The organism is Bisbaumannia salifodinae (genome assembly GCF_055388505.1).
The window spans coordinates 3290428-3314450 of the sequence record NZ_AP043781.1; the positions used below are offsets into that span (position 1 = coordinate 3290428).

The 24023-nt window shown below is 68.4% G+C and carries 20 protein-coding genes; 17 read left to right on the top strand and 3 right to left on the bottom strand.

Annotated features, from left to right (window positions below; all coding sequences use genetic code 11):
* Positions 1 to 121: 121 nt before the first annotated feature.
* The gene (locus ACZ5EF_RS15380; protein ID WP_346061739.1) at positions 122 to 1612 is read right to left on the bottom strand and encodes a carbohydrate porin; all 1491 of its coding nucleotides are present in this window, start codon (positions 1610 to 1612) and stop codon (positions 122 to 124) included.
* 425 nt (positions 1613 to 2037) lie between these two features.
* Here ACZ5EF_RS15380 and ACZ5EF_RS15385 point away from each other — a divergent pair, with 425 nt between their 5' ends.
* The 13 genes from ACZ5EF_RS15385 (at position 2038) to betT (ending at position 19262) form a co-directional block, all read left to right on the top strand.
* Positions 2038 to 3306, top strand: a complete 1269-nt coding sequence (locus ACZ5EF_RS15385; protein WP_346061738.1) for an ABC transporter substrate-binding protein — start codon at positions 2038 to 2040, stop codon at positions 3304 to 3306.
* 15 nt (positions 3307 to 3321) lie between these two features.
* Positions 3322 to 4290, top strand: a complete 969-nt coding sequence (locus ACZ5EF_RS15390) for a carbohydrate ABC transporter permease (RefSeq protein ID WP_346061737.1) — start codon at positions 3322 to 3324, stop codon at positions 4288 to 4290.
* A gap of 1 nt (position 4291) precedes the next feature.
* The gene (locus tag ACZ5EF_RS15395) at positions 4292 to 5134 is read left to right on the top strand and encodes a carbohydrate ABC transporter permease (protein WP_346061736.1); all 843 of its coding nucleotides are present in this window, start codon (positions 4292 to 4294) and stop codon (positions 5132 to 5134) included.
* Positions 5135 to 5163: 29 nt separating this feature from the next.
* Entirely contained in the window at positions 5164 to 6783 is a 1620-nt protein-coding gene (locus ACZ5EF_RS15400; RefSeq protein WP_346061735.1) for an alpha-glucosidase family protein, read from the top strand.
* A gap of 68 nt (positions 6784 to 6851) precedes the next feature.
* Positions 6852 to 7958, top strand: a complete 1107-nt coding sequence (locus tag ACZ5EF_RS15405; RefSeq protein ID WP_346061734.1) for an ABC transporter ATP-binding protein — start codon at positions 6852 to 6854, stop codon at positions 7956 to 7958.
* A 32-nt stretch (positions 7959 to 7990) separates the two neighbouring features.
* Entirely contained in the window at positions 7991 to 9646 is a 1656-nt protein-coding gene (locus ACZ5EF_RS15410) for an alpha-glucosidase (protein ID WP_346061733.1), read from the top strand.
* A 44-nt stretch (positions 9647 to 9690) separates the two neighbouring features.
* The gene (locus ACZ5EF_RS15415; protein ID WP_346061732.1) at positions 9691 to 10974 is read left to right on the top strand and encodes an ABC transporter substrate-binding protein; all 1284 of its coding nucleotides are present in this window, start codon (positions 9691 to 9693) and stop codon (positions 10972 to 10974) included.
* Positions 10975 to 11042: 68 nt separating this feature from the next.
* Positions 11043 to 12692: an alpha-amylase family glycosyl hydrolase gene (locus tag ACZ5EF_RS15420; protein ID WP_346061731.1), complete on the top strand. Its 1650-nt coding sequence runs from the start codon at positions 11043 to 11045 to the stop codon at positions 12690 to 12692.
* Between the two features lie 111 nt (positions 12693 to 12803).
* On the top strand, positions 12804 to 13853 hold the full coding sequence (locus ACZ5EF_RS15425) for a substrate-binding domain-containing protein (protein ID WP_346061730.1): 1050 nt from the start codon (positions 12804 to 12806) through the stop codon (positions 13851 to 13853).
* A 91-nt stretch (positions 13854 to 13944) separates the two neighbouring features.
* Complete coding sequence (locus ACZ5EF_RS15430; RefSeq protein ID WP_346061729.1) at positions 13945 to 15372, top strand: ATP-binding protein; 1428 nt, start codon at positions 13945 to 13947, stop codon at positions 15370 to 15372.
* Between the two features lie 3 nt (positions 15373 to 15375).
* Positions 15376 to 16083, top strand: coding sequence for a response regulator (locus ACZ5EF_RS15435; RefSeq protein ID WP_346061728.1), 708 nt, complete (start codon positions 15376 to 15378; stop codon positions 16081 to 16083).
* 114 nt (positions 16084 to 16197) lie between these two features.
* Entirely contained in the window at positions 16198 to 16815 is a 618-nt protein-coding gene (locus tag ACZ5EF_RS15440) for a periplasmic heavy metal sensor (RefSeq protein ID WP_346061727.1), read from the top strand.
* 425 nt (positions 16816 to 17240) lie between these two features.
* On the top strand, positions 17241 to 19262 hold the full coding sequence (betT, locus tag ACZ5EF_RS15445; RefSeq protein ID WP_346061726.1) for a choline BCCT transporter BetT: 2022 nt from the start codon (positions 17241 to 17243) through the stop codon (positions 19260 to 19262).
* Positions 19263 to 19344: 82 nt separating this feature from the next.
* Here the strand turns inward: betT and ACZ5EF_RS15450 are convergent, their stop codons facing one another.
* On the bottom strand, positions 19345 to 19785 hold the full coding sequence (locus ACZ5EF_RS15450; protein WP_346061725.1) for a cupin domain-containing protein: 441 nt from the start codon (positions 19783 to 19785) through the stop codon (positions 19345 to 19347).
* A gap of 25 nt (positions 19786 to 19810) precedes the next feature.
* Complete coding sequence (locus ACZ5EF_RS15455) at positions 19811 to 20593, bottom strand: methyltransferase domain-containing protein (RefSeq protein WP_346061724.1); 783 nt, start codon at positions 20591 to 20593, stop codon at positions 19811 to 19813.
* A gap of 258 nt (positions 20594 to 20851) precedes the next feature.
* Between ACZ5EF_RS15455 and ACZ5EF_RS15460 the strand changes: the two genes are divergently transcribed.
* Genes ACZ5EF_RS15460 through ACZ5EF_RS15475 form a run of 4 tightly spaced genes read left to right on the top strand, consistent with a single transcriptional unit; the run spans position 20852 to position 23969 of the window.
* Positions 20852 to 21469, top strand: a complete 618-nt coding sequence (locus ACZ5EF_RS15460; RefSeq protein ID WP_346061723.1) for a sigma-70 family RNA polymerase sigma factor — start codon at positions 20852 to 20854, stop codon at positions 21467 to 21469.
* Entirely contained in the window at positions 21466 to 21750 is a 285-nt protein-coding gene (locus ACZ5EF_RS15465; RefSeq protein WP_346061722.1) for an anti-sigma factor family protein, read from the top strand. Before ACZ5EF_RS15460 ends, ACZ5EF_RS15465 begins: the two co-directional genes overlap by 4 nt.
* A complete protein-coding gene (locus ACZ5EF_RS15470) occupies positions 21735 to 22964 on the top strand; it encodes a MerC family mercury resistance protein (protein ID WP_346061721.1) in 1230 nt (409 codons plus the stop codon). The genes ACZ5EF_RS15465 and ACZ5EF_RS15470 overlap by 16 nt, the downstream gene beginning before the upstream one ends.
* A gap of 42 nt (positions 22965 to 23006) precedes the next feature.
* Complete coding sequence (locus ACZ5EF_RS15475; RefSeq protein ID WP_346061720.1) at positions 23007 to 23969, top strand: L,D-transpeptidase family protein; 963 nt, start codon at positions 23007 to 23009, stop codon at positions 23967 to 23969.
* Positions 23970 to 24023: the final 54 nt, after the last annotated feature.

Consider the following 24023-nt stretch of genomic DNA (forward strand, 5'->3'; position numbering starts at 1 on the left):
CAACGCCGGAGGCAGTTCTTCCCCTCCCTGTAGGGCGGGAGTTGCCTCCGCCCGAAACGAGAAAAGCCCGCGTCCGGGGACGCGGGCAAGATCGAAACGGCAAGCTGTGAGTGCGGCGGGCTTAGAACCAGACCTCGGTCTGCACGCCGAAGCTCCACTGGCCACCGGTGAAGCCCTCGTCACCGAAGCTGCCACCGAACTCGTTCAACTCCTCGTCCCAATCGGTGTAGGAGGCGAAGGCCCGGATCTCCGGACGCTGCCAGAAGCCGCCCACCTGGGGCTTGAAGGTGGGCGCGATGGTCAGCTTGCCCCAGTTGCCGCTGACGGCGTTGCCGCCCGCGCCCTGGTCGAGATCCATGTACTGGTAGCTGCCCTCGTACTGCATCTCGAAGTTCTCGGTGATCTCGTTGGCCAGGCGCAGGTTGAGGGTGGCCCACTCGTAGCTGTCGCCGGAAGCGAAGCGGTCCTCGCTGGTCTCGGCCAGCAGCGCCGGGGCGATGCGCCAGTTGGAGCTCAGGTAGGTGGTGCCATAGACACCGATGCGGGTCGAGGTGGCATCCTCGGTCAGGGCGCCGTTACTGCCCAGCCCCTTGACCTCGGCGCCCAGCCCCTGGCCGTGCAGCAGCGCCACCTTGAAGTTGCCCTCCCCCAGGCCGAAGAAGCTGTCGCCATGGTAGGCGATCATGGTCTGGAAGCCGTCGTCGGCCGCCGTATAGCCGTCCCCCTCCATGACCCGCTCGTCGTTGTCGGCGGCCGAGATGCCGTTGACCATCCACTGCCAGTTGCCGACATAGTTGTTGGCGGTGAGGATCAGGCTGTCGGTGTCGTCGGTCAGGCCGGGGTTCTCGCGACTGACCGGGAAGTCGCTGAAGCTGCGCCCGTAGAGCGAGAAGTTGGCGCGCCAGTCGTCGGCCAGTTGGACATCGTAGATACCCGCCCCGGTACCGGCCAGGAAGACGAAATCGCTGTCGAGCCAGTGGATATCGAAGTTGTCGCGGTCGAAGCGCTTGCCGGCCCAGATGGAGGCGTTCTCGAAGGCGCCGGTGAAGCTCGGCAGGTCGCTGAACTCGGCATAGACCTGGCGCACATTGAGATTGGAGTCGTCGTTCCAGTCGTTGCTGGTGGTGGTGCCGTCGGCCAGCATGGTGCGGTAGTGAGCACGGGCGCCGTTATCGAAGCGCATGCGGTAGTTGAGGATCGCTTCGGCATAGGTGTCGGGCTCATTACCCAGGCGGCCCACGGCGCCCCCCACGGAGCCCGCCGGGGTCACATAGGGTCCGCCGGGAAGGCTCTTGCGATCCTCGCCCAGCAGCAGGCCGGAGCGGGCATAGGCATTGAAGGAGAAGCCCTCCTCCCCGCTGGCCCGGCGCTCGACCCTGGCCAGGCGCTCCTCCACCTCCTCGGTGGTGAGGCGGCCTTCGGCCTGGGCTTCGGCAAGCTCGGCGCGCTGTTCGGCGGCATCGGCCCGCTGTTCGGCGGCGGCGATACGCGCCTCGAGCTCGGCTAGGCGTTGCTCGAGGTCGGTCGACTGGGCGCCGGCGGTTCCGGCCAGGGCGACCCCGGCGGCGGCGATGGCGATGGCGAGTGGAGCCTTGAAGGTGGCGGCATTCATGTCCGTTGTTTCCCCTATTGTTATACGTGATGGTGCGCCGGGGGCGATGACCCCGAAGGCAGGGCCCTTGCCCGATCCGTTCCGCGCGGAACTGTATCGTTTAAGTCCCGAGGCGCAGTGCGGCGCCATGGTGATGCGGAGAGCACGATCGAAACTTAATCGTTTCAGATTCCCTGCTCAACGCACCCCGGGGAAATTACGACCAATGTCTAACCCGACAAGGGGAATGTCGGTGATTCTACGAGCCACATCATTATTAGCCTGCTGCGTAGTGAGTGGGCACTGACATCACTAGACAAAAGTCTAGGTTGAAGGGGCTCCGCTCGATGGTCTTTACTTAGCGCCACGATCTTAATCGTTTAAGTTCTGCGCCCTGCATGCGCCTTATAACAAACCATAAAGACACGCCGACGAGGATCTCCACCATGCACAAGAAGCCCCTGATCACCGCCATCGCCCTGGCCGGCGCCGTCACTGCCGGTATTGGCCAGGCCCAGGCGGCCGAGCTAACCATCTCCTGCGGTGCCGTGGGGGTCGAGCTGACCCTCTGCCAGGAGGGCGTTGCCGCCTGGGAGGAGCGGACCGGCCATAGCGTCGATATCGTCTCTACCCCCAACTCCTCCACCGAGCGCCTGTCGCTCTACCAGCAGATCCTCTCCGCCAACTCCAGCGACATCGACGTGCTGCAGGTCGACGTGGTGTGGCCGGGCCTGCTGGCCAACCACCTGTTGGATCTCAGCGAAACGCTGGGCGAGGACGCCACCGCGGGCCACTTCCCGGCCATCGTCGAGAACAACACCGTCGACGGCCGCCTGGTGGCCATGCCCTGGTTCACCGACGCCGGGGTGCTCTACTACCGCAAGGATCTGCTCGAGGAATACGGCTTCGAGCCCCCCGAGACCTGGGAGCAGCTCACCGAGATCGCCCGCGAGATCCAGGCCGGCGAGCAGGCGGCCGGCGACCGCATCTGGGGCTATGTGTTCCAGGGCCGCGCCTACGAGGGCCTGACCTGCAACGCCCTGGAGTGGGTGGCCAGCTACGGCGGCGGCACCATCGTCGATGCCGAGGGCAACCTCACCGTCAATAACGCCAACGCCGCCGCGGCCCTGGACCTGGCCGCCAGCTGGATCGGCGACATCACCCCCGAGGGGGTGCTCAACTACACCGAGGAGGAGGCCCGCGGCCTGTTCCAGTCCGGCAACGCCGTGTTCATGCGCAACTGGCCCTACGCCTGGTCGCTGGCCCAGGGCGAGGATAGCGAGGTCCGCGACCGGGTGGGCGTGGTCAAGCTGCCCCATGGCCCGGAGGGCGAGAGCGCGGCGACGCTAGGCGGCTGGAACCTGGCGGTCTCCCGCTACAGCGAGAATCCCGAGCTCGCCGCCGACCTGGTGGCCTTCCTGACCGGCGAGGCCGAACAGAAGCGCCGCGCCATCGAGGGCTCCTACAACCCGACCCTCGAGCGCCTCTACGAGGACGAGGAGGTACTCGCGGCGGTGCCCTTCTTCGGCACCCTCTACGACACCTTCGCCAACGCCGTGGCACGCCCCTCGGCGGCGACCGGCGAGAGCTACGGCCGCGTCTCCAACGCCTTCTTCGACACCAGCCACAGCGTGCTCTCCGGCGAGATGTCGGCCACCGACGCCCTGGCCCAGTTGGAAGGCCAGCTGCGTCGCCTCGAACGCCGCTGGAAATAACCCTCGGAGCCCGACATGACCACCACCACCACGACCCCCAGCGCGCCCACGAGGGCGCGCCCCTATCGCGGCACCAAGGTCCGCCGCCAGCGGGTGCGCGCCGCCTGGACCTTCCTCACCCCCATGCTCGTCGCCCTGGCCCTGGTGGCCGGCTGGCCGCTGCTGCGTACCTTCTACTTCAGCCTCACCGACGGCACCCTCTCGGCGCTGGGCGATGCCAGCTTCATCGGCCTGGAGAACTACCTGGTCTACGACGACGGCGCCTGGTACGGCCTGCTCACCGACCCGCTGTGGTGGCGTTCGGTGTGGAACACCCTGTTCTTCGCCGTGGTGTCGGTGTCGCTGGAGGTGGTCTTCGGCGTCATCGTCGCGCTGATCCTCAACGCCGAGTTCCGGGGCCGCATGCTGGTGCGCGCCGCGGTGCTGATCCCCTGGGCGATCCCCACCATCGTCTCGGCCAAGATGTGGGCCTGGATGCTCAACGACCAGTTCGGGATCATCAACCACCTGCTGATGGCGCTGGGCATCATCGACGCGCCCATCGCCTGGACCGCCAGCGCCACCTACTCCATGTGGGCGGTGATCATGGTCGACGTCTGGAAGACCATCCCCTTCGTCGCGCTGCTCGCCCTGGCCGCCCTGCAGATGCTGCCCAAGGACTGCTACGAGGCCGCCGAGGTCGACGGCATCCATCCGCTCCGGGTGTTCTTCAAGGTGACCCTGCCGCTGATCACCCCGGCGCTGATGGTGGCGGTGATCTTCCGCCTGCTCGACGCCCTCAGGGTGTTCGACGTCATCTATGTGCTGACCTCCAACGCCTCCAGCACCATGACCATGTCGATCTACGCCCGCCAGCAGCTGGTCGAGTTCCAGGACGTGGGCTACGGCAGCGCCGCCTCGACCCTGCTGTTCCTGATCATCGCCCTGGCCACGGTGGCCTACCTCTACCTGGGCCGCAACCGCCTGCAACTGGGAGGCGAATGACATGACCTTACGCCAACTCAACAAGCTCGCCGCCCGACTCGGCTTCTGGGTGCTGGTGGCCGTGGTGCTGATCTACGCCGTCTTCCCCTTCTATTACGCCGTGATCACCTCGCTGAAGCCCTCCAGCGAGCTGTTCACCGTGAGCTACTGGCTGGATTCGCTGGACTTCTCCAACTATGTGGCGATCTTCAGCCAGAGCAGCTTCGTGCGCGCCATCTTCAACTCCATCCTGATCTCGATCAGCGTGGTATTCATCGCCCTGCTGCTGGGCATCACCGCCTCCTACGCCCTGGGTCGGGTACGCTTCCGCGGCCGCACCACGGTGATGCTGGTGATCCTCGGCGTCTCGATGTTCCCCCAGGTGGCGGTGCTCTCCGGGCTGTTCGAGGTGATCCGTTCGCTCAACCTCTACAACAACCCCGCCGGCCTGATCCTCAGCTACACCATCTTCACCCTGCCCTTCACCGTCTGGGTGCTGACCACCTTCATGAAGCAGCTGCCCCAGGAGCTCGAGGAGGCGGCGATCATGGACGGCGCCACCCCCTGGGTGACCATCACCAAGGTGTTCCTGCCGCTGATGTGGCCGGCCATGGCGACCACCGGGCTGCTGGCCTTTATCGCCGCCTGGAACGAGTTCCTGTTCGCCCTGACCTTCACCCTCTCCGACGACCAGCGCACCGTGCCGGTGGCCATCGCCCTGATCTCCGGCGGCAGCCAGCACGAGCTGCCCTGGGGGCCGATCATGGCCGCCTCGGTGACCGTCACCGTGCCGCTGGTGGTGCTGGTGATGATCTTCCAGAAGCGCATCGTCTCCGGCCTGACCGCCGGCGCCGTCAAAGGATAAATCGTCTCATGTCATTCGTGGAAACCCCGATGCAAGATACCCTGACCTGGTGGCGCGGCGGCGTCATCTACCAGATCTACCCGCGTAGCTTTATGGACGCCAACGGCGACGGCATCGGCGACCTCAAGGGCATCACCGAGAAGCTGGACTATGTGGCCTCGCTGAGCGTGGACGGCATCTGGCTGTCGCCCTTCTTCACCTCGCCGATGCTCGACTTCGGCTATGACGTCAGCGACTACCGCGACGTGGACCCGATGTTCGGCACCCTGGACGACTTCAAGGCACTGCTGGCGAAGGCCCATGCGCTGGGCCTCAAGGTGATGATCGACCAGGTGATCAGCCACTCCTCGGACCGGCACCCCTGGTTCCAGGAGAGCCGTGCCGACCGCACCAACCCCAAGGCGGACTGGTACGTCTGGGCCGATCCCAAGCCGGACGGCACACCGCCCAACAACTGGCTGTCGATCTTCGGCGGCTCGGCCTGGACCTTCGACTCGCGGCGCCGCCAGTACTACCTGCACAACTTCCTGACCAGCCAGCCGGATCTCAACTTCCACCACCCCGAGGTGCGTCAGGCGCAACTGGACAATATGCGCTTCTGGCTGGAACTCGGCGTCGACGGCTTCCGCCTGGACACCGTCAACTTCTACTTCCACGACGCCGAGCTCACCGACAACCCGCCGGTACCGGCGGGCGAGGCCAAGACCCTGGGGGCGCCGGACAGCAACCCCTACACCTGGCAGCGCCATGTCCATGACCTGAGCCGCCCGGAGAACCTCGACTTCCTGCGCGAGCTGCGCGCGCTGATGGACGACTTCCCCGGCACCACCACGGTGGGCGAGATCGGCGACGACAACCCGCTGGAGCGCATGGCCGAGTACACCGCGGGTGGCGACAAGCTGCATATGGCCTACACCTTCGACCTGCTCAACGCACCCCACTCGGCGGCCTATATCCGCGAGGTGATCGAGCGTTTCCAGCGCCTGGCCGGCGATGCCTGGCCGTGCTGGGCGCTCTCCAACCACGACGTGGTGAGAAGCGCCACGCGCTGGGGCGCGGACGAGGATCCCCTCGCCTATCCCAAGGTGGCCCTGGCCATGCTCTTCTCGCTGCGCGGCAGCGTCTGCCTCTACCAGGGCGAGGAGCTGGGCCTGCCGGAGGCGGACGTGCCCTTCGAGCGCATCCAGGACCCCTACGGCAAGGTGCTGTGGCCGGAGTTCAAGGGCCGCGACGGCTGCCGTACCCCCATGCCCTGGGAGCCTAGCGGGAATGGCGGCTTTACCGCCGAGGGCGTCGAGCCCTGGCTGCCGGTGGAGGCCCGCCAGTTGCCGCTGGCCGTGTCGCGACAGCAGGACGACGCGGCCTCGGTGCTCAGCGCCACCCGCCGCCTGCTGGCCTTCCGCACCGCCCACCCGGCGCTGTTCGATGGCGACCTGAGCCTGATCGACGTCGGCGAGGAACTGCTCGGCTTTACCCGTACGAAGGGCGACGAGCGGCTCCTCTGCGTCTTCAACCTCACCGGCCAGGCCCGCGAGACCCGGCTGCCGATGGCGGTGAACCAGGCCCTCGAGGGACATGGTTTCAGCGCCGAGCTCGACGGCGAGACCCTGCGCCTGCCTCCCTACCAGGCCGCCTACTTCGCCCTCTGAGCCACACTCATAACAACAGGCCGGCCCGGGCGAGGAAACCCACCACCGGGCCGGCAAGGAGACACCCCATGGCAAGCGTCACCCTCGACAAGGTCAACAAGGTCTTCGGCAGCACCCATATCATCAAGGACGTCGACCTGGATATCGGCGACGGCGAATTCGTGGTCTTCGTCGGCCCCTCCGGCTGCGGCAAGTCGACCCTGCTGCGGCTGATCGCCGGGCTGGAATCGATCAGCGACGGCGAGCTCTCCATCGGCGAGACGGTGGTCAACGACCTGCCGCCCCGCGAGCGCGGCGTGGGCATGGTCTTCCAGTCCTATGCGCTGTATCCGCATATGACCGTCTACGAGAACATGGCCTTCGGCCTCAAGCTCGCCAAGGCCGCCAAGGAGACGGTCCACGAGCGGGTCATGGCCACCGCCCGCATCCTGCAGCTCGAGGAGCTGCTCGAGCGCAAGCCCAAGGCGCTCTCCGGCGGCCAGCGCCAGCGCGTGGCCATGGGTCGCGCCATGGCCCGGGAGCCGCGCATCCTGCTGTTCGACGAGCCGCTCTCCAACCTCGACGCCTCGCTGCGCGTGCAGATGCGCAACGAGATCGCCCGCCTGCACCAGCGCCTCGCCTCCACCATGATCTACGTCACCCACGACCAGGTGGAGGCCATGACCCTGGCCGACAAGATCGTGGTGCTCAATGCCGGCCGGGTCGAGCAGGTGGGCACGCCCCATGAGCTCTACCAGCGTCCGGCGACCCGCTTCGTGGCCGGCTTTATCGGCTCGCCGACCATGAACTTTATGCCCGCCGAGCTCGTCGCCGGAAGCGACGAGGGATGTCGGGTACGTACCGCCGGCATCCATGAGCTGGCCCTGCCTCAGGACACCGCCCAGCACGCCACCGGCGAGGCGCTGACCCTGGGCGTGCGCCCCGAGCACCTGGCCCTGGCGCCGGCCTCCGGCGACAACGCCTTCGAGATCGTCAACGTCGAGTACCTGGGCAACGAGGTCTATGTCTACCTGGAGCCCAAGGCCGGCGAGACCCTGCTGATCCACCGCAGCGAGGCTCCCAGCCAGTGGCAGGTCGGCCAGCGCGTGGCCCTGGTGCCGGACCCGGCGCACGTGCATCTGTTCGACGCCGACGACCGGGCGCTGGGCGTCGCGACCGCCCGGGCCGTGGCCTGATAGCAGCACAGGATACTCGACAGGAGAGAGTCATGACGGCACGACAGCTGGCCGGCGATCCGGACTGGTGGCGCGGCGCGGTGATCTACCAGGTCTACCCGCGCAGCTTCCAGGACAGCCGCGGCGACGGTATCGGCGACCTCCAGGGCGTGATCGAGCGGCTCGACTACATCGCCTCGCTCAACGTCGACGCCATCTGGCTGTCGCCCTTCTTCACCTCGCCGATGAAGGACTTCGGCTACGACGTCAGCGACTACCGCGGCGTCGACCCGATCTTCGGCACCCTGGACGACTTCGACCGCCTGGTGGAAGCGGCCCATGCCCGCGGCCTCAGGGTGACCATCGACCAGGTGCTTTCCCACTCCTCGGACCGGCACCCTTGGTTCCAGGAGAGCCGGTCGAGCCGCGACAACGCCCGCGCCGACTGGTACGTCTGGGCCGATGCCCGACCCGACGGTGCGCCGCCCACCAACTGGCAGGCGATCTTCGGCGGCAGCGCCTGGCAGTGGGACACCCGGCGCTGCCAGTACTACCTGCACAACTTCCTGGCCAGCCAGCCGGATCTCAATTTCCGCAACCCCGAGGTGGTCGAGGCGATCCTCGGCGAGGTGCGCTTCTGGCTGGAGCGCGGGGTCGATGGCTTCCGCCTCGATGCGGTCAACTTCTGCACCCACGGCGAGCTCAAGGACAACCCGCCCCGGGAGGAGATCGTCGAGGGCTTTATCGGCGTGCGTCCCGACAACCCCTACGCCTTCCAGCGCCACCTTCACGACAAGACCCAGCCGGAGAACCTGGCCTTCCTGGAACGGCTGCGCGCCCTGCTCGACGAGTACCCGGGCACCACCACCATCGGCGAGGTGGGCGACGACGACTCGCTCGGGGTGATGGCGGAGTACACCCAGGGCGGCAAACGCCTGCACATGTGCTACTCCTTCAACCTGCTTACCGACCGTGCCGCGCCGGAGGACCTGCTGGCCCCCCTGACCGAGATGGAGGCGCGCATCAAAGACGGCTGGCCCTGCTGGGCGGTGGGCAACCACGATATCACCCGTGTCGCCACGCGCTGGAACGCCGCCGGCGATATGGCCAGGCTGCGTCTCTATCTGGCCTTCCTGCTCACCCAGCGCGGCAGCGTCTGCCTCTATCAGGGCGAGGAGCTGGGCCTCACCGAGGCGGAGCTCGCCTTCGAGCAGCTGGTCGACCCCGCCGGCATCACCTTCTGGCCCAGCTACAAGGGCCGCGACGGCTGCCGTACTCCCATGCCCTGGCACGGAGGCGAAGCGCATGCCGGCTTCTCGAGCACCGCCCCCTGGCTGCCGGTGCCCGACGAGCACCGGGACCTCGCCGTCGACCGCCAGGAGCGCGATCCCGACTCGCTGCTCAACGCCACTCGCGCCTTGCTGGCCTTCCGCCGCACCCAGCCGGCCCTGGTCAAGGGCGAGATCAGCTACCACCCGCTGCGTGACGAGGTGCTCTGCTTCGAGCGCCATCACGGCGACGAACGGCGGCTGGTGGCGCTGAACTTCGCCGGCGAACCCCGCAGCCTGAGCGCCCCGCCCGAGGCCAGGGCGCTGGAGGAAGCCCCGCTCCTGGTCAACGGCCACTGGGCGGCGGGGAGACTCGAGCTGCCCGCCTACGGCATCGCCATCGCCGGCGTCCCCGCCGCCGCCGGCCCCTGGTCACCCTGACCGATAGCGCCTACCCAACAACCACAACACGAGGCTCATTGCCCATGACTGCCATTTCTCGCATCGCTCCGGTACGCCGCCTGCTCGGCGGCCTGCTGCTCGGCGGCTCGGCCCTGGCCGCCCAGCCTGCCCTGGCGGAGGAGATCTCCATCGCCTGCGGCGCCGGCGACGCCGCCGACTATTGCCCGATCGCCGCCCGCCAGTGGGCCGAGGAGACCGGCCACGAGGTCAACATCGTCTCCACCCCCAACGACACCACCGAGAAGCTGTCGCTCTACCAGCAGCTACTGGGCAGCCAGTCCAGCGATATCGACGTGATCATGGTCGACATCGTCTGGCCGGGCCTGCTCGCCGACCACCTGGTGGACCTCTCCGAACACCTGCCGGAGGACGCCACCGCGGGTTTCTTCCCGGCCCTGGTGGAAAACAACACCGTCGACGGCAGGCTGGTGGCCATGCCCTGGTTCACCGACGCCGGCCTGCTCTACTACCGCCAGGACCTGCTGGAGAAGCATGGCTTCGAGGTCCCCGAGACCTGGCAGGAGCTGACCGAGATCGCCCAGGCGGTCCAGGCCGCCGAACGCGAGGCGGGCAATGACGACTTCTGGGGCTACACCTTCCAGGGGCGCGCCTACGAGGGGCTGACCTGCAACGCCCTGGAGTGGGTGGTGAGCCACGGCGGCGGCACCATCGTCGATGCCGAGGGCAACGTCACCATCGACAACGCGCGGGCCGCCGAGGCCCTGGACCTGGCCGCCTCCTGGATCGGCACCATCACCCCGGAGGGGGCGCTCAACCACACCGAGGAGGAGACCCGGGGCATCTTCCAGTCCGGCAATGCGCTCTTCCTGCGCAACTGGCCCTATGTCTGGTCGCTGGCCAGCGGCGAGGGCAGCGCGGTGGCCGGCAAGGTCGGCATGGCCCCGCTGCCCCACGGCCCCGAGGGCGAGCCGGCGGCCACCCTGGGTGGCTGGAACTGGGCCGTGTCGCGTTACTCCGAGCACCCGGAGATCGCCGCCGACCTGGTCGCCTTCATCACCTCCGAGGCGCAACAGAAGGCCCATGCCATCCAGATGGGCATGAACCCCACCATCGAGGCGCTCTACCAGGACGAGGAGGTGCTGGCCAGCAACCCCTCCATGAGCGACTTCTACGCGACCCTCACCAACGGCGTGCCGCGCCCCGCCACGGTCACCGCGACCGACTACCCGCGGGTCTCCAACGCCTTCTTCAACCGCGTGCACGAGGTGCTCTCCGGCAATCAGGACGGCGCCGCCGCGGTGCAGCAGCTCCAGGGCGAGCTGCGCCGTCTCAGCCGCCGCTGGTAAGCCGGCTTTCCTCTCACCCAGGATCCGGGGAGGGCCACCGGCCCCTCCCCCCAGACTTCGAGGCTTCCATGACCCTGTCCCAGCAACGCCCGCACGACCGCCACGACTGGTGGCGCGGCGCCACCCTCTACCAGATCTACCCACGCAGCTTCCTGGATGCCAACGGCGACGGCATCGGCGACCTCAAGGGCATCACCGAAAAGCTCGACCATGTGGCGAGCCTCGGCGTCGACGCCATCTGGTTGTCGCCTTTCTTCACCTCGCCGATGGACGACTTCGGCTATGACGTCGCCGACTACTGCGACGTCGACCCCATGTTCGGTACCCTCGACGACTTCCGCGCGCTGATCGAGCGCGCCCATGCCCTGGGCCTGCGGGTGATCATCGACCAGGTGCTCTCACACAGCTCCGACCAGCATGAATGGTTCCAGGAGAGCCGCCGGGATCGCACCAATCCCAAGGCCGACTGGTACGTCTGGGCCGACCCCAGGCCCGACGGCACGCCGCCCAACAACTGGATGGCGGCCTTCAGCGGGCGTGCCTGGACCTTCGACGCGCGGCGCCGCCAGTACTACCTGCACAACTTCCTGCCCAGCCAGCCGGACCTCAACTTCCATCACCCCGAGGTACGCGAGGCCCATCTCGACAACCTGCGCTTCTGGCTGGAGCTCGGCGTCGACGGCTTCCGCTTCGACGTGGTCAACTACTTCTTCCACGACCCGGCGCTGACCGACAACCCGCCGATGCCCCGCGAACGGGTCCAGCCCGGCAACCCCCAGAGCTACCAGTTCCAGCGCCACAATATCGAGCAGCCCGAGAACCTCGCCTACCTGGAGCGCATCCGCGCCCTGCTCGACGAGTATCCCGGCGCCACCAGCGTGGGCGAGATCGCCGGCAACGACCAGTTGCCGACCATGGCCGCCTATACCGCCGGCGACAGCCGCCTGCATATGGCCTACACCTTCGACCTGCTGGACAGCACCGGCGACGCCGGCGCACTTCACGAGGTCCTGGCGCGCTTCCGTGAGTTGGGCGACGACACCTGGCCCTGCTGGGCGCTGTCCAATCACGACGTGGTCCGGAGTGCCACCAGTTGGGGCGAGGCGCGGGCCCTGCTGGCGCTGACCGTGCTCTGCTCGCTGCGCGGCAGCCTGTGCCTCTACCAGGGCGAGGAGCTCGGCCTGCCCGAGGCCGAGCTGGCCTACGAGGATCTCCAGGATCCCTTCGGCATCAACCTCTGGCCCGAGGTCAAGGGCCGCGACGGCTGCCGCACGCCGATGGCCTGGGACGACAGCGTCAATGGGGGCTTCTGTGCCGAGGGCGTCGCCCCCTGGCTGCCGGTCTACGCGCGCCATCGGCCGCTGGCCGTGGCGCACCAGGAGGCCGCTCCCGACAGCCTGCTGAATCGGGTCCGCCGGCTGCTGCGGCTGCGCGGTGACAGTGAGGTGCTGCGCCGGGGCGAGCAGACCCTAATCGATCCCGCCGACCTGCCCGGCGATGTCTTCGCCGTGCTGCGCCATGACGGCGACCAGCGCCTGCTGTGCCTGGCCCATCTCGGCCGGCAGGGGGCCACGATGGCGCGGGTGCGCCTCGACGCCCTGGTACCCGGCGCCAGCGGCTGGTCGAGCCTGGCCCTGCCCGGCATGGCCGCGCCCCAACTGGAGGGACGCGAGCTCGACCTCGCCCCCGGCCAGGCCACCTGGCTGACCATCGCCTGAGCCACCCGCGGTCGGCGACTGCCTCGACGCCGACCGCACTGGCGGCCCAGGGCCCGACGCGCTATGCTAGGCTGCTAACTAAATCGTTACAGCTCAATGGAGCCGTATTCCGTGCCCCCCTCCCGCCGCATCACCCTCAAGGACCTGGCCCGCGAGCTCGGCGTCTCCACCGCCACCGTGTCCAACGCCTTCAATCGCCCCGACCAGCTGTCGCCCAACCTGCGCGAGCGCATCCTCGGCGAGGCCCGGCGACTGGGGTATCGCGGCCCGGATGCCAAGGCCCGCAGCCTGCGCACCGGCCGCACTCGGATCATCGCCGTGGTACTTGCCGAGAGCCTGACCTACAGCATCAATGATGCGGTAGCCAGCGAGCTGCTCTCGGGCATCGCCGAGGTCCTGGACGCCCATGGCCATACTCTGCTGCTGCTCTCCGCCCGGCAGATGCAGAACCAGCTGCCCGGTGGCGCCAGCATGGCGGATGGTTATATCGTCTATGGCCTGATGCCCAGCCAGGACCTGCTGGAGCCCCTGCCGCCCCAGTCGCCCCTGGTGGCGGTAGACTTCGATGTGGAGGGTCGCCCCTCGATCCATGTGGACGACGAGCCGGCCTGCTACGCTATCGCCCGTCATGCCCTGAGTCGCACGACGCGCCGGCCGGGCATTATCAACCTGCGCCTCACCGCCGAACCCTGCAACGGCCCCATCGCTCCCGGCCGGCGGCTGCTCAGTGCCGACCAGACCATCACCCGCTCGCGGCTCTCGGGCTTCTATCGTGCCCTCGACGAGGCGGGCCATGACACCGCCGCGGTGCCCATGTGGAACGTCGAGGAGAACACCTATGAGGTATGCGCCCCGGTGATCGCAGCGCTCCTCGACCTGCCCGATGACGAGCGCCCCGACCTGCTGCTGTGCATGTCCGACCGCATCGCCCTGACCGCCCTGACCCTGGCCGAGAGGCGTGGGCTACGGGTGCCCGAGGACCTGCGCATCACCGGCTTCGACGGCATCGCCGAGGGCCAGTACCGGGCACCGCGATTGACCACGGTGCGCCAGGACAGCGTCGAGAAGGGGCGCATCGCGGCGCGCATGATCCTCGGCCTCGACGAGCCCCGCTCGCAGACCCTCGCCACCGAGCTATGGCTCGGCGATAGCTGTCCCTGAAGGGCTTGCAAATTCCCTGCATAATGGCTGACCAAAGTATGCACCCCCGGATGGCATACTGGTTCGTCCTCCCGCCCCTGGAGACGCCTCGATGCGGCTGCCCCGCTATCTGCTATCGCGCCTCGGTTTCAAGCTCTTCGCCGTGATCCTGGTGGTCAATGTGGCCACCTCGGCGCTGCTCTTCGTGGGTGTCTCCCGCAGCCTCGACCAGGGCTTTATCGACTACCTGGAGACCACCCAGGCCAACCGTGCCCGCCAGCTCGCCGAGTCCCTGGGGGAAGAGTGGCAGCGCCGCGGCGACTGGCAATGGCTGCGCGAGACCCACTGGGCCTGGTATCGCCTGGTGCGCCAGCAACTGATGGCCGGCCGCGACGAGCCCCGCGGCCTGGAACGGCGCCTGGAGCGGGACCTGGGCAACGCCCGGGACTTCGTGCTCAACGACGCCCAGGGCCTGCCGGTGATCGGCCTCCAGCAGCATCCGGACGAGGAGGAGGCGCCGGAACTGGTCTGGCTGCCCATCGAGAGCGACGGCGAGAAGGTCGGCTCCCTGGGCTACCGGCGCCCCGAGTCGTTGATGGCGCGCATGGACCATGTGTTCCTGGAGCGCCAGCAGCGCAACCTGGGCATCATCGTCGCCTCCCTGGTGGTCGCCTCGCTGCTGCTGGCCGGCGGCCTCTCCTGGTGGCTGGGGCGCCGCACCGGCGGCATGGCCCTGGCCACCCGGCGCCTCACCGAGGGTGACTACAGCATGCGCCTGGCCGAACGCGGCCACGATGAGCTGGCCCGCCTGGCCCACGACTTCAATGTGCTGGCGGCAACCCTGGAGGCCAACCGCCAGGCCCGCAGCCGCTGGGTCTCGGATATCGCCCACGAGCTGCGTACCCCCCTGGCGGTGCTGCATGGCGAGATCGAGGCGATGCTGGACGGTATTCGCCCCCTGAACGAGACCAGCCTGCACTCCCTGGCCCAGGAGGTGGCACAACTGGAGCGCCTGGTGGCCGACCTGCGCCTGCTCGCCCAGAGCGATGCCGGCGCCCTGGAGGCCTCCCTGGCCCCCTTGGACCTGAGTGACTGCCTGGCCGGCCGACTGGAGGAGGCCCAGGGCTGGCTGGACGATCGCGGCCTGGCCCTGGAGACCCATATCCAGGGCCCGGCGCCGATTCGCGGCGATATGCAGCGCCTGCGCCAGCTGTGGACCAACCTGCTCGACAACAGCTGCGCCTACACCGAGGCCCCGGGCCGACTGCGGGTGGGCCTGACCCAGGACGCCGAGCGGGTGCGGGTGACCTGGGAAGACAGCGCCCCCGGCGTCCCCGAGGCGGCCCTGACGCGGCTCACCGAGCGCCTCTACCGGGTCGAGGGCTCCCGCAACCGCGCCAGCGGTGGCAGCGGCCTGGGACTGGCCATCGCCAAGGCCCTGGTCACCACTCATGGCGGGCGCATGCACGCCTCCGCGTCACCGCTGGGCGGGTTATGCTGGACCCTCGACTTCCCGCGCCTGACGGAGGAGACCCGATAAGCCATGTCTGACGGAGAAGACGCCATGCGCCCAAACGACACCATCCTGGTGGTGGAAGACGAACCCAAGATCGCCCAACTGGTGGGCGACTACCTGGCGGGCAACGGTTTCGCCTGGCACCACCTCGCCCATGGCGACGCGGTGATCCCCTGGCTCGGCGAGCAGGCCCCGAGCCTGGTGCTGCTCGACCTGATGCTGCCCGGCACCGACGGCCTGACCCTGTGCCGGGAGATCCGCGCCCGCTGGCCGGGGCTTCCGGTGATCATGCTCACCGCCCGGGTCGAGGAGGTGGATCGCCTGCTGGGCCTGGAGCTGGGCGCCGACGACTATATCTGCAAGCCCTTCAGCCCCCGGGAGGTCGTGGCGCGGATCAAGGCGGTGCTGCGCCGCAGCCGCGCCCAGGATGCCCCGCCGGCGGATAACGGCCTGAGCCTCGACGACGAGGGCTGGCGGGCCCTGGCCGATGGCCACGACCTGGAACTGACCGCGGTGGAGTTCCAGCTGCTCAAGGTGATGATGCAGGCCCCGGGGCGCATCTTCTCCCGGGATCAGCTGATGGATCATATGTACCGGGATCACCGGGTGGTCTCGGAACGCACCGTGGACAGTCATATCAAGAAGCTGCGCAAGAAGATCGCCGAGGTCTGGCCCGAGCGCGAGATTATCCGCTCGGTCTATGGCGTCGGCTATAAATACCAGCCGGAAGAATGAGCCGGCATATCGGCAAGCGGTGAAATAAGGTCGCCGCTTCCCCGAAGCTTGCACCCTCCCTGCACAAGCGGCGACGACACTGGAGGCATCGACACACCGCAAAGGAGACGTTCGATGCCGATCACCCGCAAGTTGCTGATGCCCGCCCTGCTGACCCTGGCCATCGCCCCCCTGTCGCTGACGGCCCTGGCCGATGGCCAGCGCGGCGGCCACCACGCTGGCCATCATGACGCCGGCCCCCGCCACGAGGTACTGCTCGAACGCCTCGACCTGGACGCCGAGACCCGCGCCGCCATCGACGAGGCCCGTCGGGCTCACCACACGGCGCTGCGCGAGCTGCATGCCGAACACCGCGCCGAGCTGGAGGCGCTGCTTAGCGAGGAGCCGCGTCAGGCCCTGGCCGAGGCCCGTCAGGAACATCGCGAGCAGCGCCGTGCCGCCATGCAGGAGCGCCTGGATGCCCTGATCGACGGCTGGGAGCTCTCCGACATTCAGCGTGAAGCCCTGACGGAAACCCGCGCCACCATCGCCAGCGACCTGGCCGACTTCCGCGACCGCGAGTTCGACGACCGGGAGGCCCGTCGCGAAGCGATGCGCGAGCTTCGCGAGTCTCACCACGCCGCCCTCGCCGAGATCCTCGACGAGGCCCAGTTGGACGAGCTCAAGGAGGCCCTGCACCCCGAGCGAGGCGGCCATCACGGCAAGGGCCCCGGTCGCCACCACGACGCCTGATCCCTGCCTTACCCCACAACACCCCACGACGCCCCACGACGCCCCACGACGCCCCACGACGCCCGGCCCCTGCCGGGCGTCGTCGTTTCTCCCTCTCCCGCCCTCTCTATGCCTCGGGTTGAAGATCCCTCGAGAAGCGCGTATTTTATTTGAACGGGCAATTAATAAAAATCCATTATGCATTAGCGAATACCGGTCGCCTAGTCGACCGCGCCAGGGAAGCCCATCGGCTCCCCCACTTGCCCCGATGCGACGCTTATCGCGTGTCTTGTATCCCGTTGCGACCTTGGCCGACCCAGAGGCAGGCAGGGCGATGAGATCACCGCTATTTTAATTGCGTGTTCAATCAAAATAACGACGATCCCAACCCCTGCACCCGGCCCCCTCGGTGCGAGACACAATATCAATAACTCAGGGAGTCCCCCATGAATCAAGACAACCTGCGACGAGACCGGCTCAACCCCGCCGTCTTCCACGGCTCGGTGGCCGGCATCCTGGTCTTCCTCGTCCTCACCATGACCTTCACCGAAGAGGCCGGCGCCTTCTTCGACGCCGCCCTGGCCTGGGTCAACCAGACCTTCGGCTGGTACTACATGCTGGCGGTGGTGGCCTACCTGGTCTTCGTGATCCTGATCGGCTGCTCGCGCTTCGGCAGCATCCGCCTGGGCCCGGACCATGCCCGTCCGGAATTCTCGCTGCTCTCCTGGTCGGCGATGCTGTTCGCCGCCGGTATCGGCATCGACCTGCTGTTCTTCAGCGTCGCCGAGCCGGTGGCCCATTACCTGGCGCCGCCGGACATGACCCCGGAGAGCCAGGAGGCGATGCGCGCCGCCGTGGTGCAGACCTTTATGCACTGGGGCCTCTCCGGCTGGGGCCTCTATGTGCTGATGGGCATGGCTCTGGCCTACTTCAGCTACCGCCACCGCCTGCCGTTGGCGATCCGCAGCGCCCTCTACCCGCTGCTGGGCAAGCGCATCCATGGCCCCATCGGCCATGCGGTGGATATCACCGCGGTGATATCCACGGTGTTCGGCATCGCCACCAGCCTGGGCATCGGGGTGATGCAGCTCAACTACGGCCTCAACTACATGTTCGACGTGCCGGAGAGCCTCTCGGTGCAGGTGATCCTGATCGTCCTGGTGGTGATCATGGCCACCATCTCGGTAGTCAGCGGCGTGGAGAAAGGCATCCGTCGCCTCTCCGAGTTCAATATGCTGCTGGCCCTGGCGCTGCTGCTGTTCGTGCTCTTCCAGGGTCACACCCTGCAGCTGCTCGACAAGCTGGTGAACAACGCCGGCGACTACTTCTCCGGCTTCGTGGCCAAGAGCTTCGACACCTACGCCTTCGCCGGCGAGGGCGCCGGCGAGTGGAAGATGTGGTGGACCATCTTCTTCTGGGGCTGGTGGATCGCCTGGACGCCCTTCGTCGGCCTCTTCCTGGCGCGCATCTCCCGTGGCCGCACCATCCGCGAGTTCGTCGCCGGGGCCCTCGGCATCCCGCTGGCCTTTATGATGGTGTGGATGTCGGTGTTCGGTAACAGCGGCATCGAGCTGGTGGCCCAGGGCGCCGTGGAACTCGGCGAGCAGGCCCTCAACACCCCCCAGACCACCATGTACACCCTGCTGGAGTCCTACCCCTGGGTGGGCCTGACCGCGGCCGTGGTGACCATCCTGGGCATCGTCTTCTTCGTCACCTCGGCGGACTCCGGGGCCCTGGTGCTGGCCAACTTCACCTCCATTCTCTCCGACGTCAACCACGACGCCCCGGTGCGCCTGCGCATCTTCTGGTCGGCGGTGATCGGCCTGGTCACCGTGGCCCTGCTGATGGCCGGTGGCCTGGCGGCCCTGCAGAGCGCCGTGGTGGTCACCGCCCTGCCCTTCTCGGTGGTGATCTTCGCCATCATGGCGGGCCTCTACCGGGCCCTGCGCCTGGAGGGCGACAAGGCCGATGCGCGGCGCCGCATCGCCGGCACCGCCCCCGGCGGCGACTGGCGCGAGCGCCTCGACCGGGCCCTGGACGCCTCCAACCGGGCCGGCGCCGCCGCCACCATCGAGCACGCCATTCGCCCGGCCCTGACCCAGTTCGCCCAGGAGCTGGAAAGCCGCGGCCAGAGCGCCAGCGTCAGCGAGGAGCAGATCGAGGACGAGCCCCTGCCATGCCTTACCCTGCAGGTGGACTTCGACGAGGCGCAGAGTTTCGTCTACCAGATTCGCCCCCACCGCATGCGCGCCCCGAGCTTCCTGCCGGCGGATGACGACTATTATCTGCGCCTGGACGTCTATCTGGCCGAGGGTGGCCTGGGGCAGGACCTCAACGGCCATACCCGTGGCCAGGTGATCAGCGACGTGCTGGCGGAGTATGAGCGCCACCTGGAGTTCCTGGCCCTGTCCCGCTCCGATAGCGCCAATGTTCATGCCATGCCCGGCGCCATCGGCGACCTGGGCTAGACGCCACTCGCCATGGCATCGACGCTAACGGCGGCCCCTCGGGGCCGCCGTTAGCGTATCCAAGCGCCACCGCCTGATCCGCCTACTGGGAGGTCACCGTGGTGGGCTGGTCTTCCGCTGCCGTGAACACCACCAGCACCTTGGCGTCGCTATCCGTCCTGTTGAAGAGCTGGTGATCCCGGTTGAGGGCCTCGATATAGGCCTCTCCTGCACCATAGACATGGGGGTCGCCACCCTCGGTGCGCAGTTCGACCTCGCCCTCGAGGATATAGACGTAGACGGGCACCGGATGCTGATGCAGGGGCGTGCGTCCGCCGGGCTCGATGGTACCGATCACCGAGACGATCTCCGCGGTTCCCTGGGGCCAGACGATCGGATCGCCGTCGCGGGTGGTGGTCGTTCGCAGTACCGGCTCGGCCTCGAAGCCGGCCGGCAGGGCATCGTCCTGAGCCAGGGCCGCGGTGATGGGCAGGGCGATGGCCAGGCCCAGGGTCAGTGCCGACAGCTTGATGATGGTTTTCATGGGAGTCTCCTCTCTCGGATAGCGGCTAGGCCTTGATGGCCAGCAGCGAGATACTCTTGACGCCATAGGTCTCGCCGGCGCCCCTGGCGGAATCGGTCAGGAAGCGGTACTCGGGATGCTCGCGGACCCGCCGGATCGCGAACCCCGCCGCCTCGATGGCCGCCCGGTAGTCATCTTCCTGCATGGCGCCGCCGATGCAGGCGGCCCATAGGGTGGCGTTGCAGGTCACGCCGTCGGGCAACGGCGACTCGGTGACGATATCCGCCAGCGCCAGGCGGCCGCCGGGCTTGAGTACCCGGGCCGCCTCGGCGAAGACCCTGGGCTTGTCCGCCGACAGATTGATGACGCCGTTGCTGATCACCACCTCCACGCTGGCATCATCGAAGGGCGGCGCCTCGATATAGCCGGCGTGAAAGCTGACGTTATCGAAGCCGCCCTGCCGCGCCAGGCGGGAGGCCTTGTCGCGCTGGGCCTCGGTCATATCGAGCCCCAGCACGCGTCCCCGGGGGCCGGTGGCCAGGGCGGCCAGCAGGCTGTCCAGGCCGGAGCCGCTGCCCAGGTCGAGGATCGTCTCGCCGGGCTGGATCGCCGCCAGGTCGAGGAAATGGCCGACCCCGGCGAAGGAGTCGATGGCCGCGGCGGGAATGCGGTCCAGGGCCTGGGGGGCATAACCCAGGCGCTCGGCCAGGGCGCGCCCCATCTCGAAGTGGAAGTCCCCCTCCGGGGTCTCGGCGACCTCGCGATACATCGCCTTGACCCGGGACTCGAGTTCGCCTCGATCCACCGCGGCCGGCGTCGTGATGGCCATGATGCGTCTCCTCTTCGGCTGTGAGTCACGACATGGCGAGCATGTCGTGGATCCCAGGACGCGCCTCGACGACGAAGGGTTCCCGGGCCCGCTTCGGGAACCCTCCGCCCCCCGCCGGCGTCCTGGCGAGGCGCCCGACTTGCCGCCCCGGCGAGCCTGGCCCAGGCTCAGAGGTGCGCCATGTCCCTTGTCAGCCCCATTATTGCTCCCGTCCCGGACGGCTCGGCCACCCGCCCCGGGGACGCGCGAGAAGGCACCATGACCTTGCAGCCGGCGACTTCCCCCCAACAGCGCCGCCAGTGGTTCCAGGCGCGGCTGGAGGCGGTCATGGATCGCCTCTATGGCCGCGCCCTGCGCCTGACCCGCCACCCGGACGATGCCGAGGATATCGTCGCCGAGGCGGTCGCCAAGGCGTGGATACGCCTCGACGAGCTGCGCGACCCGAGCCGCTTCGAGGGCTGGCTCTTCCATATCCTCACCACCACCTTTATCAGCGACTGGCGGCGACGCCGCTGTCGTCCCCAGGCGGACCTGAGCCTGGACGAGGCCCAGGAAAGCTTCTGCCTCTACGAACGCCTGCATCAACCCTTCCTGCTGTGGTGGGGGACCACCGAGGAGCGCTTCTTCAACGGCCTGCTCAAGGAGGAACTGGCGCGGGCCCTGGATGGCCTGGCCGACGACTTCCGGCTGGTGATGGTGCTGGTGGAGGTGGAGGGCCACACCTATGCCGAGACCGCCCAACTGCTGGGCATCCCGGTGGGCACGGTGCGCTCGCGGCTGAGCCGGGCCCGCGGCCAGTTGCAGCATCGCCTGTGGCTGCAGGCCAGGGAGCGTGGCCTGGTCGAGACCGACACACCGGAGGAGGGCGCCCCATGATGCCGAGAGAGCCGAGCTGTGAGGAGGTGATGGCGCGCCTCTTCGACTACCTGGACCAGGAGCTCGAGGCCCCCGACCGGGCGGTGATCGAACACCATTTGGCGCGCTGCCACGCCTGCTTCGGCCGCGCCGAGTTCGAGCGCCGCCTGCGGGCGCGCCTCAGCGAGGCCATGGACACCCCGGCGCCGCCGCGCCTCAGGCGACGCCTGGAGCGCCTGCTGGATGAACTGGAAACCGCGAACTCCGATGGCGAAGGAGACTCCCCATGGTCGCCATCCTAGGCTACTCCCGCCGGCAGATCCTCGGTGCGGTACAGCAGATGTACGCCGAGGTCGCCCAGCGTCCCGAGGCGGGCTTCCACTTCCCGGTGGGGCGTAACGCCTGTGAGGCCCTGGGCTATCCGCCGGCCTGGCTGGACCGGCTCCCCGGCACGGCGCTCGATGCCTTCGCCGGCGTCGGCTGCCCCTGGCGCGGCGAGGTGATCCGCCCCGGCGACCGGGTCCTGGATATCGGCGCCGGGGCCGGCGTCGACAGCCTGATCGCCAGGGAACGGGTGGGGCCCGAGGGGCGGGTGTTCGCCCTCGACCTGACCGCCGCCATGACCCACAAGCTGCAGCGCACGATCCGCGAGCGGGGCCTCTCCCGACTGAGCGTGATCCGCGGCTCGGCGGAGCAGTTGCCCCTGGCGGATGCCAGCATCGACGGCATCACCAGTAACGGGGCCCTCAACCTGGTCCCGGACAAGCGCCGGGCGGTGCGCGAGATGTTCCGGGTGCTGCGCCCCGGCGGGTGGCTGCAACTGGCCGACGTGGTGATTCGTCGCCCGGTCTCGGTGGACTGCCACGAGGACCCGCGCCTCTGGGTGGAGTGCGTGGTGGGGGCCAGCGTCGACGAGGAGCTCGTCGCGCTGTTCCGGGAGGCGGGCTTCGAGGCCATCGAGCCCCTGGGCGAACACGACTACTTCGCCCTGAGCCCCAGCCCCCAGACCCGGGAGGTGGCCCAGGGCTTCGGCGCCCGCAGCATGGAGTGGCGAATGCGCCGCGCCGAGACACCACCCAGCCCCTGGCAACGCGCCCGGCGACGACTCGACCCGCGCCGCCTGTGGCGACGCCTGCGCGGACATGGGCTGATGGGCGTCGTCTCCCTGGGACTGGCCCTGCTCAGCTGCTATGGCACCCTGGCGCTGGTCGCCCTGTTGCCGCTGCTGGGCCTGCGGCCGAGCCTGAACGAGGGACTCTGGGCCGGCGCCATCGCCGCCTTTACCCTCTCGACCCTGGGGGTGCTGGCGGCCTCGGGGGTTCGCCACCGCCAGGCGTCCCCGGCCCTGCTCGGCCTGCTCGGCGCCCTGCTGGTAGGCTATGCCCTCTTCGTCAGCTACCTGGCCTGGCTGGAGCTGAGCGGCTTCCTGCTGTTGGGGGCCGCCGTGCTCTGGGACCTGCGCCGGCGCCGACACCGGGAGGCCCAGCTGCTGGCCCTCTCCCGGGCCGGGGAGTGATGGCGTATCATGGGCCCAGCCCTGGCCCTTGAGGAAGTCCCCATGCTCGACGCTCGCCCCCGTCCCACCCGCTTCGCCGGCACCCTGCTGGGCCTGGCGACCCTGGTGCTGACCACCCTGGCGCCGGTCGCCCAGGCCGAGGAGTGGCCCCGAGGCCACTACCCGCTACCGGACCAGGGCAGCCTGATCGGCGAGCCCTATACGGTGACGGCGAGCCAGGAGGAGACCCTGCTGGATATCGCCCGGGAGCACGCCGTGGGCTACGAGGAGATCCGCCAGGCCAACCCGGATGTCAGCCTGTGGCTGCCCGGCGAGGGTACCGAGGTGGTGATCCCCGCCCAGCACCTGCTGCCGGACGCACCCCGGGACGGCATCGTGATCAATATCGCCGAGCTGCGACTCTACTATTATCCCGAGGTGGGCGAGGGCGAGACGCCGCGGGTCGAGACCTACCCCATCGGCATCGGTCGCGAGGGCTTCGACACCCCCTTGGGCACCACCCGCACCACCATGAAGCTGGAAGACCCGGCCTGGTATCCCCCCGCCTCGGTGCGCGAGGAGGCCGCCGCCCGGGGCGAGGAGGCTCCCGCCGTGGTGCCGCCGGGGCCGGACAACCCCCTGGGGCGCCACGCCATCCTGCTGGAGATTCCCGGCTACCTGATCCACGGCACCAACCGCCCCGACGGCATCGGCATGCGCGCCAGTCGCGGCTGTATCCGCATGTTCCCGGAAGACGTGGAGGCGCTGTTCCGTTCGGTGCCGGTGGACACCCCGGTGCATCTTATCGACCAGCCCTTCAAGGCGGCCTGGCAGGATGGCACCCTCTATGCGCAGTCCTTCGCCACCCCCGAGGTGGAGGAGCAGGCCCTGAGCCATCGACTGGAGGCCCTGGCCACCCTGGAGACGCTCAAGGCCGAGGCGGAGGTCACCATCGACTATGCCCAGTTGAGCGAGGCCCTGGATGCCGCCCCGGGCCGGATCGTCAGCCTGACCCCCAACGCCTGATCGAGCCCCGCCCATGGGGCTATCCAGTCCGGGACTATCCAGTCCGGGACTATC

Excerpts from the sequence above, each read along its gene's own strand:
- ACZ5EF_RS15410 (WP_346061733.1), top strand. The coding sequence starts at position 7,991 with ATGACGGCACGACAGCTGGCCGGCGATCCGGACTGGTGGCGCGGCGCG.
- ACZ5EF_RS15395 (WP_346061736.1), top strand. The coding sequence starts at position 4,292 with ATGACCTTACGCCAACTCAACAAGCTCGCCGCCCGACTCGGCTTCTGG.
- ACZ5EF_RS15380 (WP_346061739.1), bottom strand. The coding sequence starts at position 1,612 with ATGAATGCCGCCACCTTCAAGGCTCCACTCGCCATCGCCATCGCCGCC.
- ACZ5EF_RS15385 (WP_346061738.1), top strand. The coding sequence starts at position 2,038 with ATGCACAAGAAGCCCCTGATCACCGCCATCGCCCTGGCCGGCGCCGTC.
- ACZ5EF_RS15455 (WP_346061724.1), bottom strand. The coding sequence starts at position 20,593 with ATGGCCATCACGACGCCGGCCGCGGTGGATCGAGGCGAACTCGAGTCC.
- ACZ5EF_RS15460 (WP_346061723.1), top strand. The coding sequence starts at position 20,852 with ATGACCTTGCAGCCGGCGACTTCCCCCCAACAGCGCCGCCAGTGGTTC.
- ACZ5EF_RS15415 (WP_346061732.1), top strand. The coding sequence starts at position 9,691 with ATGACTGCCATTTCTCGCATCGCTCCGGTACGCCGCCTGCTCGGCGGC.
- ACZ5EF_RS15405 (WP_346061734.1), top strand. The coding sequence starts at position 6,852 with ATGGCAAGCGTCACCCTCGACAAGGTCAACAAGGTCTTCGGCAGCACC.
- ACZ5EF_RS15390 (WP_346061737.1), top strand. The coding sequence starts at position 3,322 with ATGACCACCACCACCACGACCCCCAGCGCGCCCACGAGGGCGCGCCCC.
- ACZ5EF_RS15440 (WP_346061727.1), top strand. The coding sequence starts at position 16,198 with ATGCCGATCACCCGCAAGTTGCTGATGCCCGCCCTGCTGACCCTGGCC.
- ACZ5EF_RS15465 (WP_346061722.1), top strand. The coding sequence starts at position 21,466 with ATGATGCCGAGAGAGCCGAGCTGTGAGGAGGTGATGGCGCGCCTCTTC.
- ACZ5EF_RS15470 (WP_346061721.1), top strand. The coding sequence starts at position 21,735 with ATGGTCGCCATCCTAGGCTACTCCCGCCGGCAGATCCTCGGTGCGGTA.
- ACZ5EF_RS15430 (WP_346061729.1), top strand. The coding sequence starts at position 13,945 with ATGCGGCTGCCCCGCTATCTGCTATCGCGCCTCGGTTTCAAGCTCTTC.
- ACZ5EF_RS15475 (WP_346061720.1), top strand. The coding sequence starts at position 23,007 with ATGCTCGACGCTCGCCCCCGTCCCACCCGCTTCGCCGGCACCCTGCTG.
- ACZ5EF_RS15400 (WP_346061735.1), top strand. The coding sequence starts at position 5,164 with ATGCAAGATACCCTGACCTGGTGGCGCGGCGGCGTCATCTACCAGATC.
- betT (WP_346061726.1), top strand. The coding sequence starts at position 17,241 with ATGAATCAAGACAACCTGCGACGAGACCGGCTCAACCCCGCCGTCTTC.
- ACZ5EF_RS15435 (WP_346061728.1), top strand. The coding sequence starts at position 15,376 with ATGTCTGACGGAGAAGACGCCATGCGCCCAAACGACACCATCCTGGTG.
- ACZ5EF_RS15420 (WP_346061731.1), top strand. The coding sequence starts at position 11,043 with ATGACCCTGTCCCAGCAACGCCCGCACGACCGCCACGACTGGTGGCGC.
- ACZ5EF_RS15450 (WP_346061725.1), bottom strand. The coding sequence starts at position 19,785 with ATGAAAACCATCATCAAGCTGTCGGCACTGACCCTGGGCCTGGCCATC.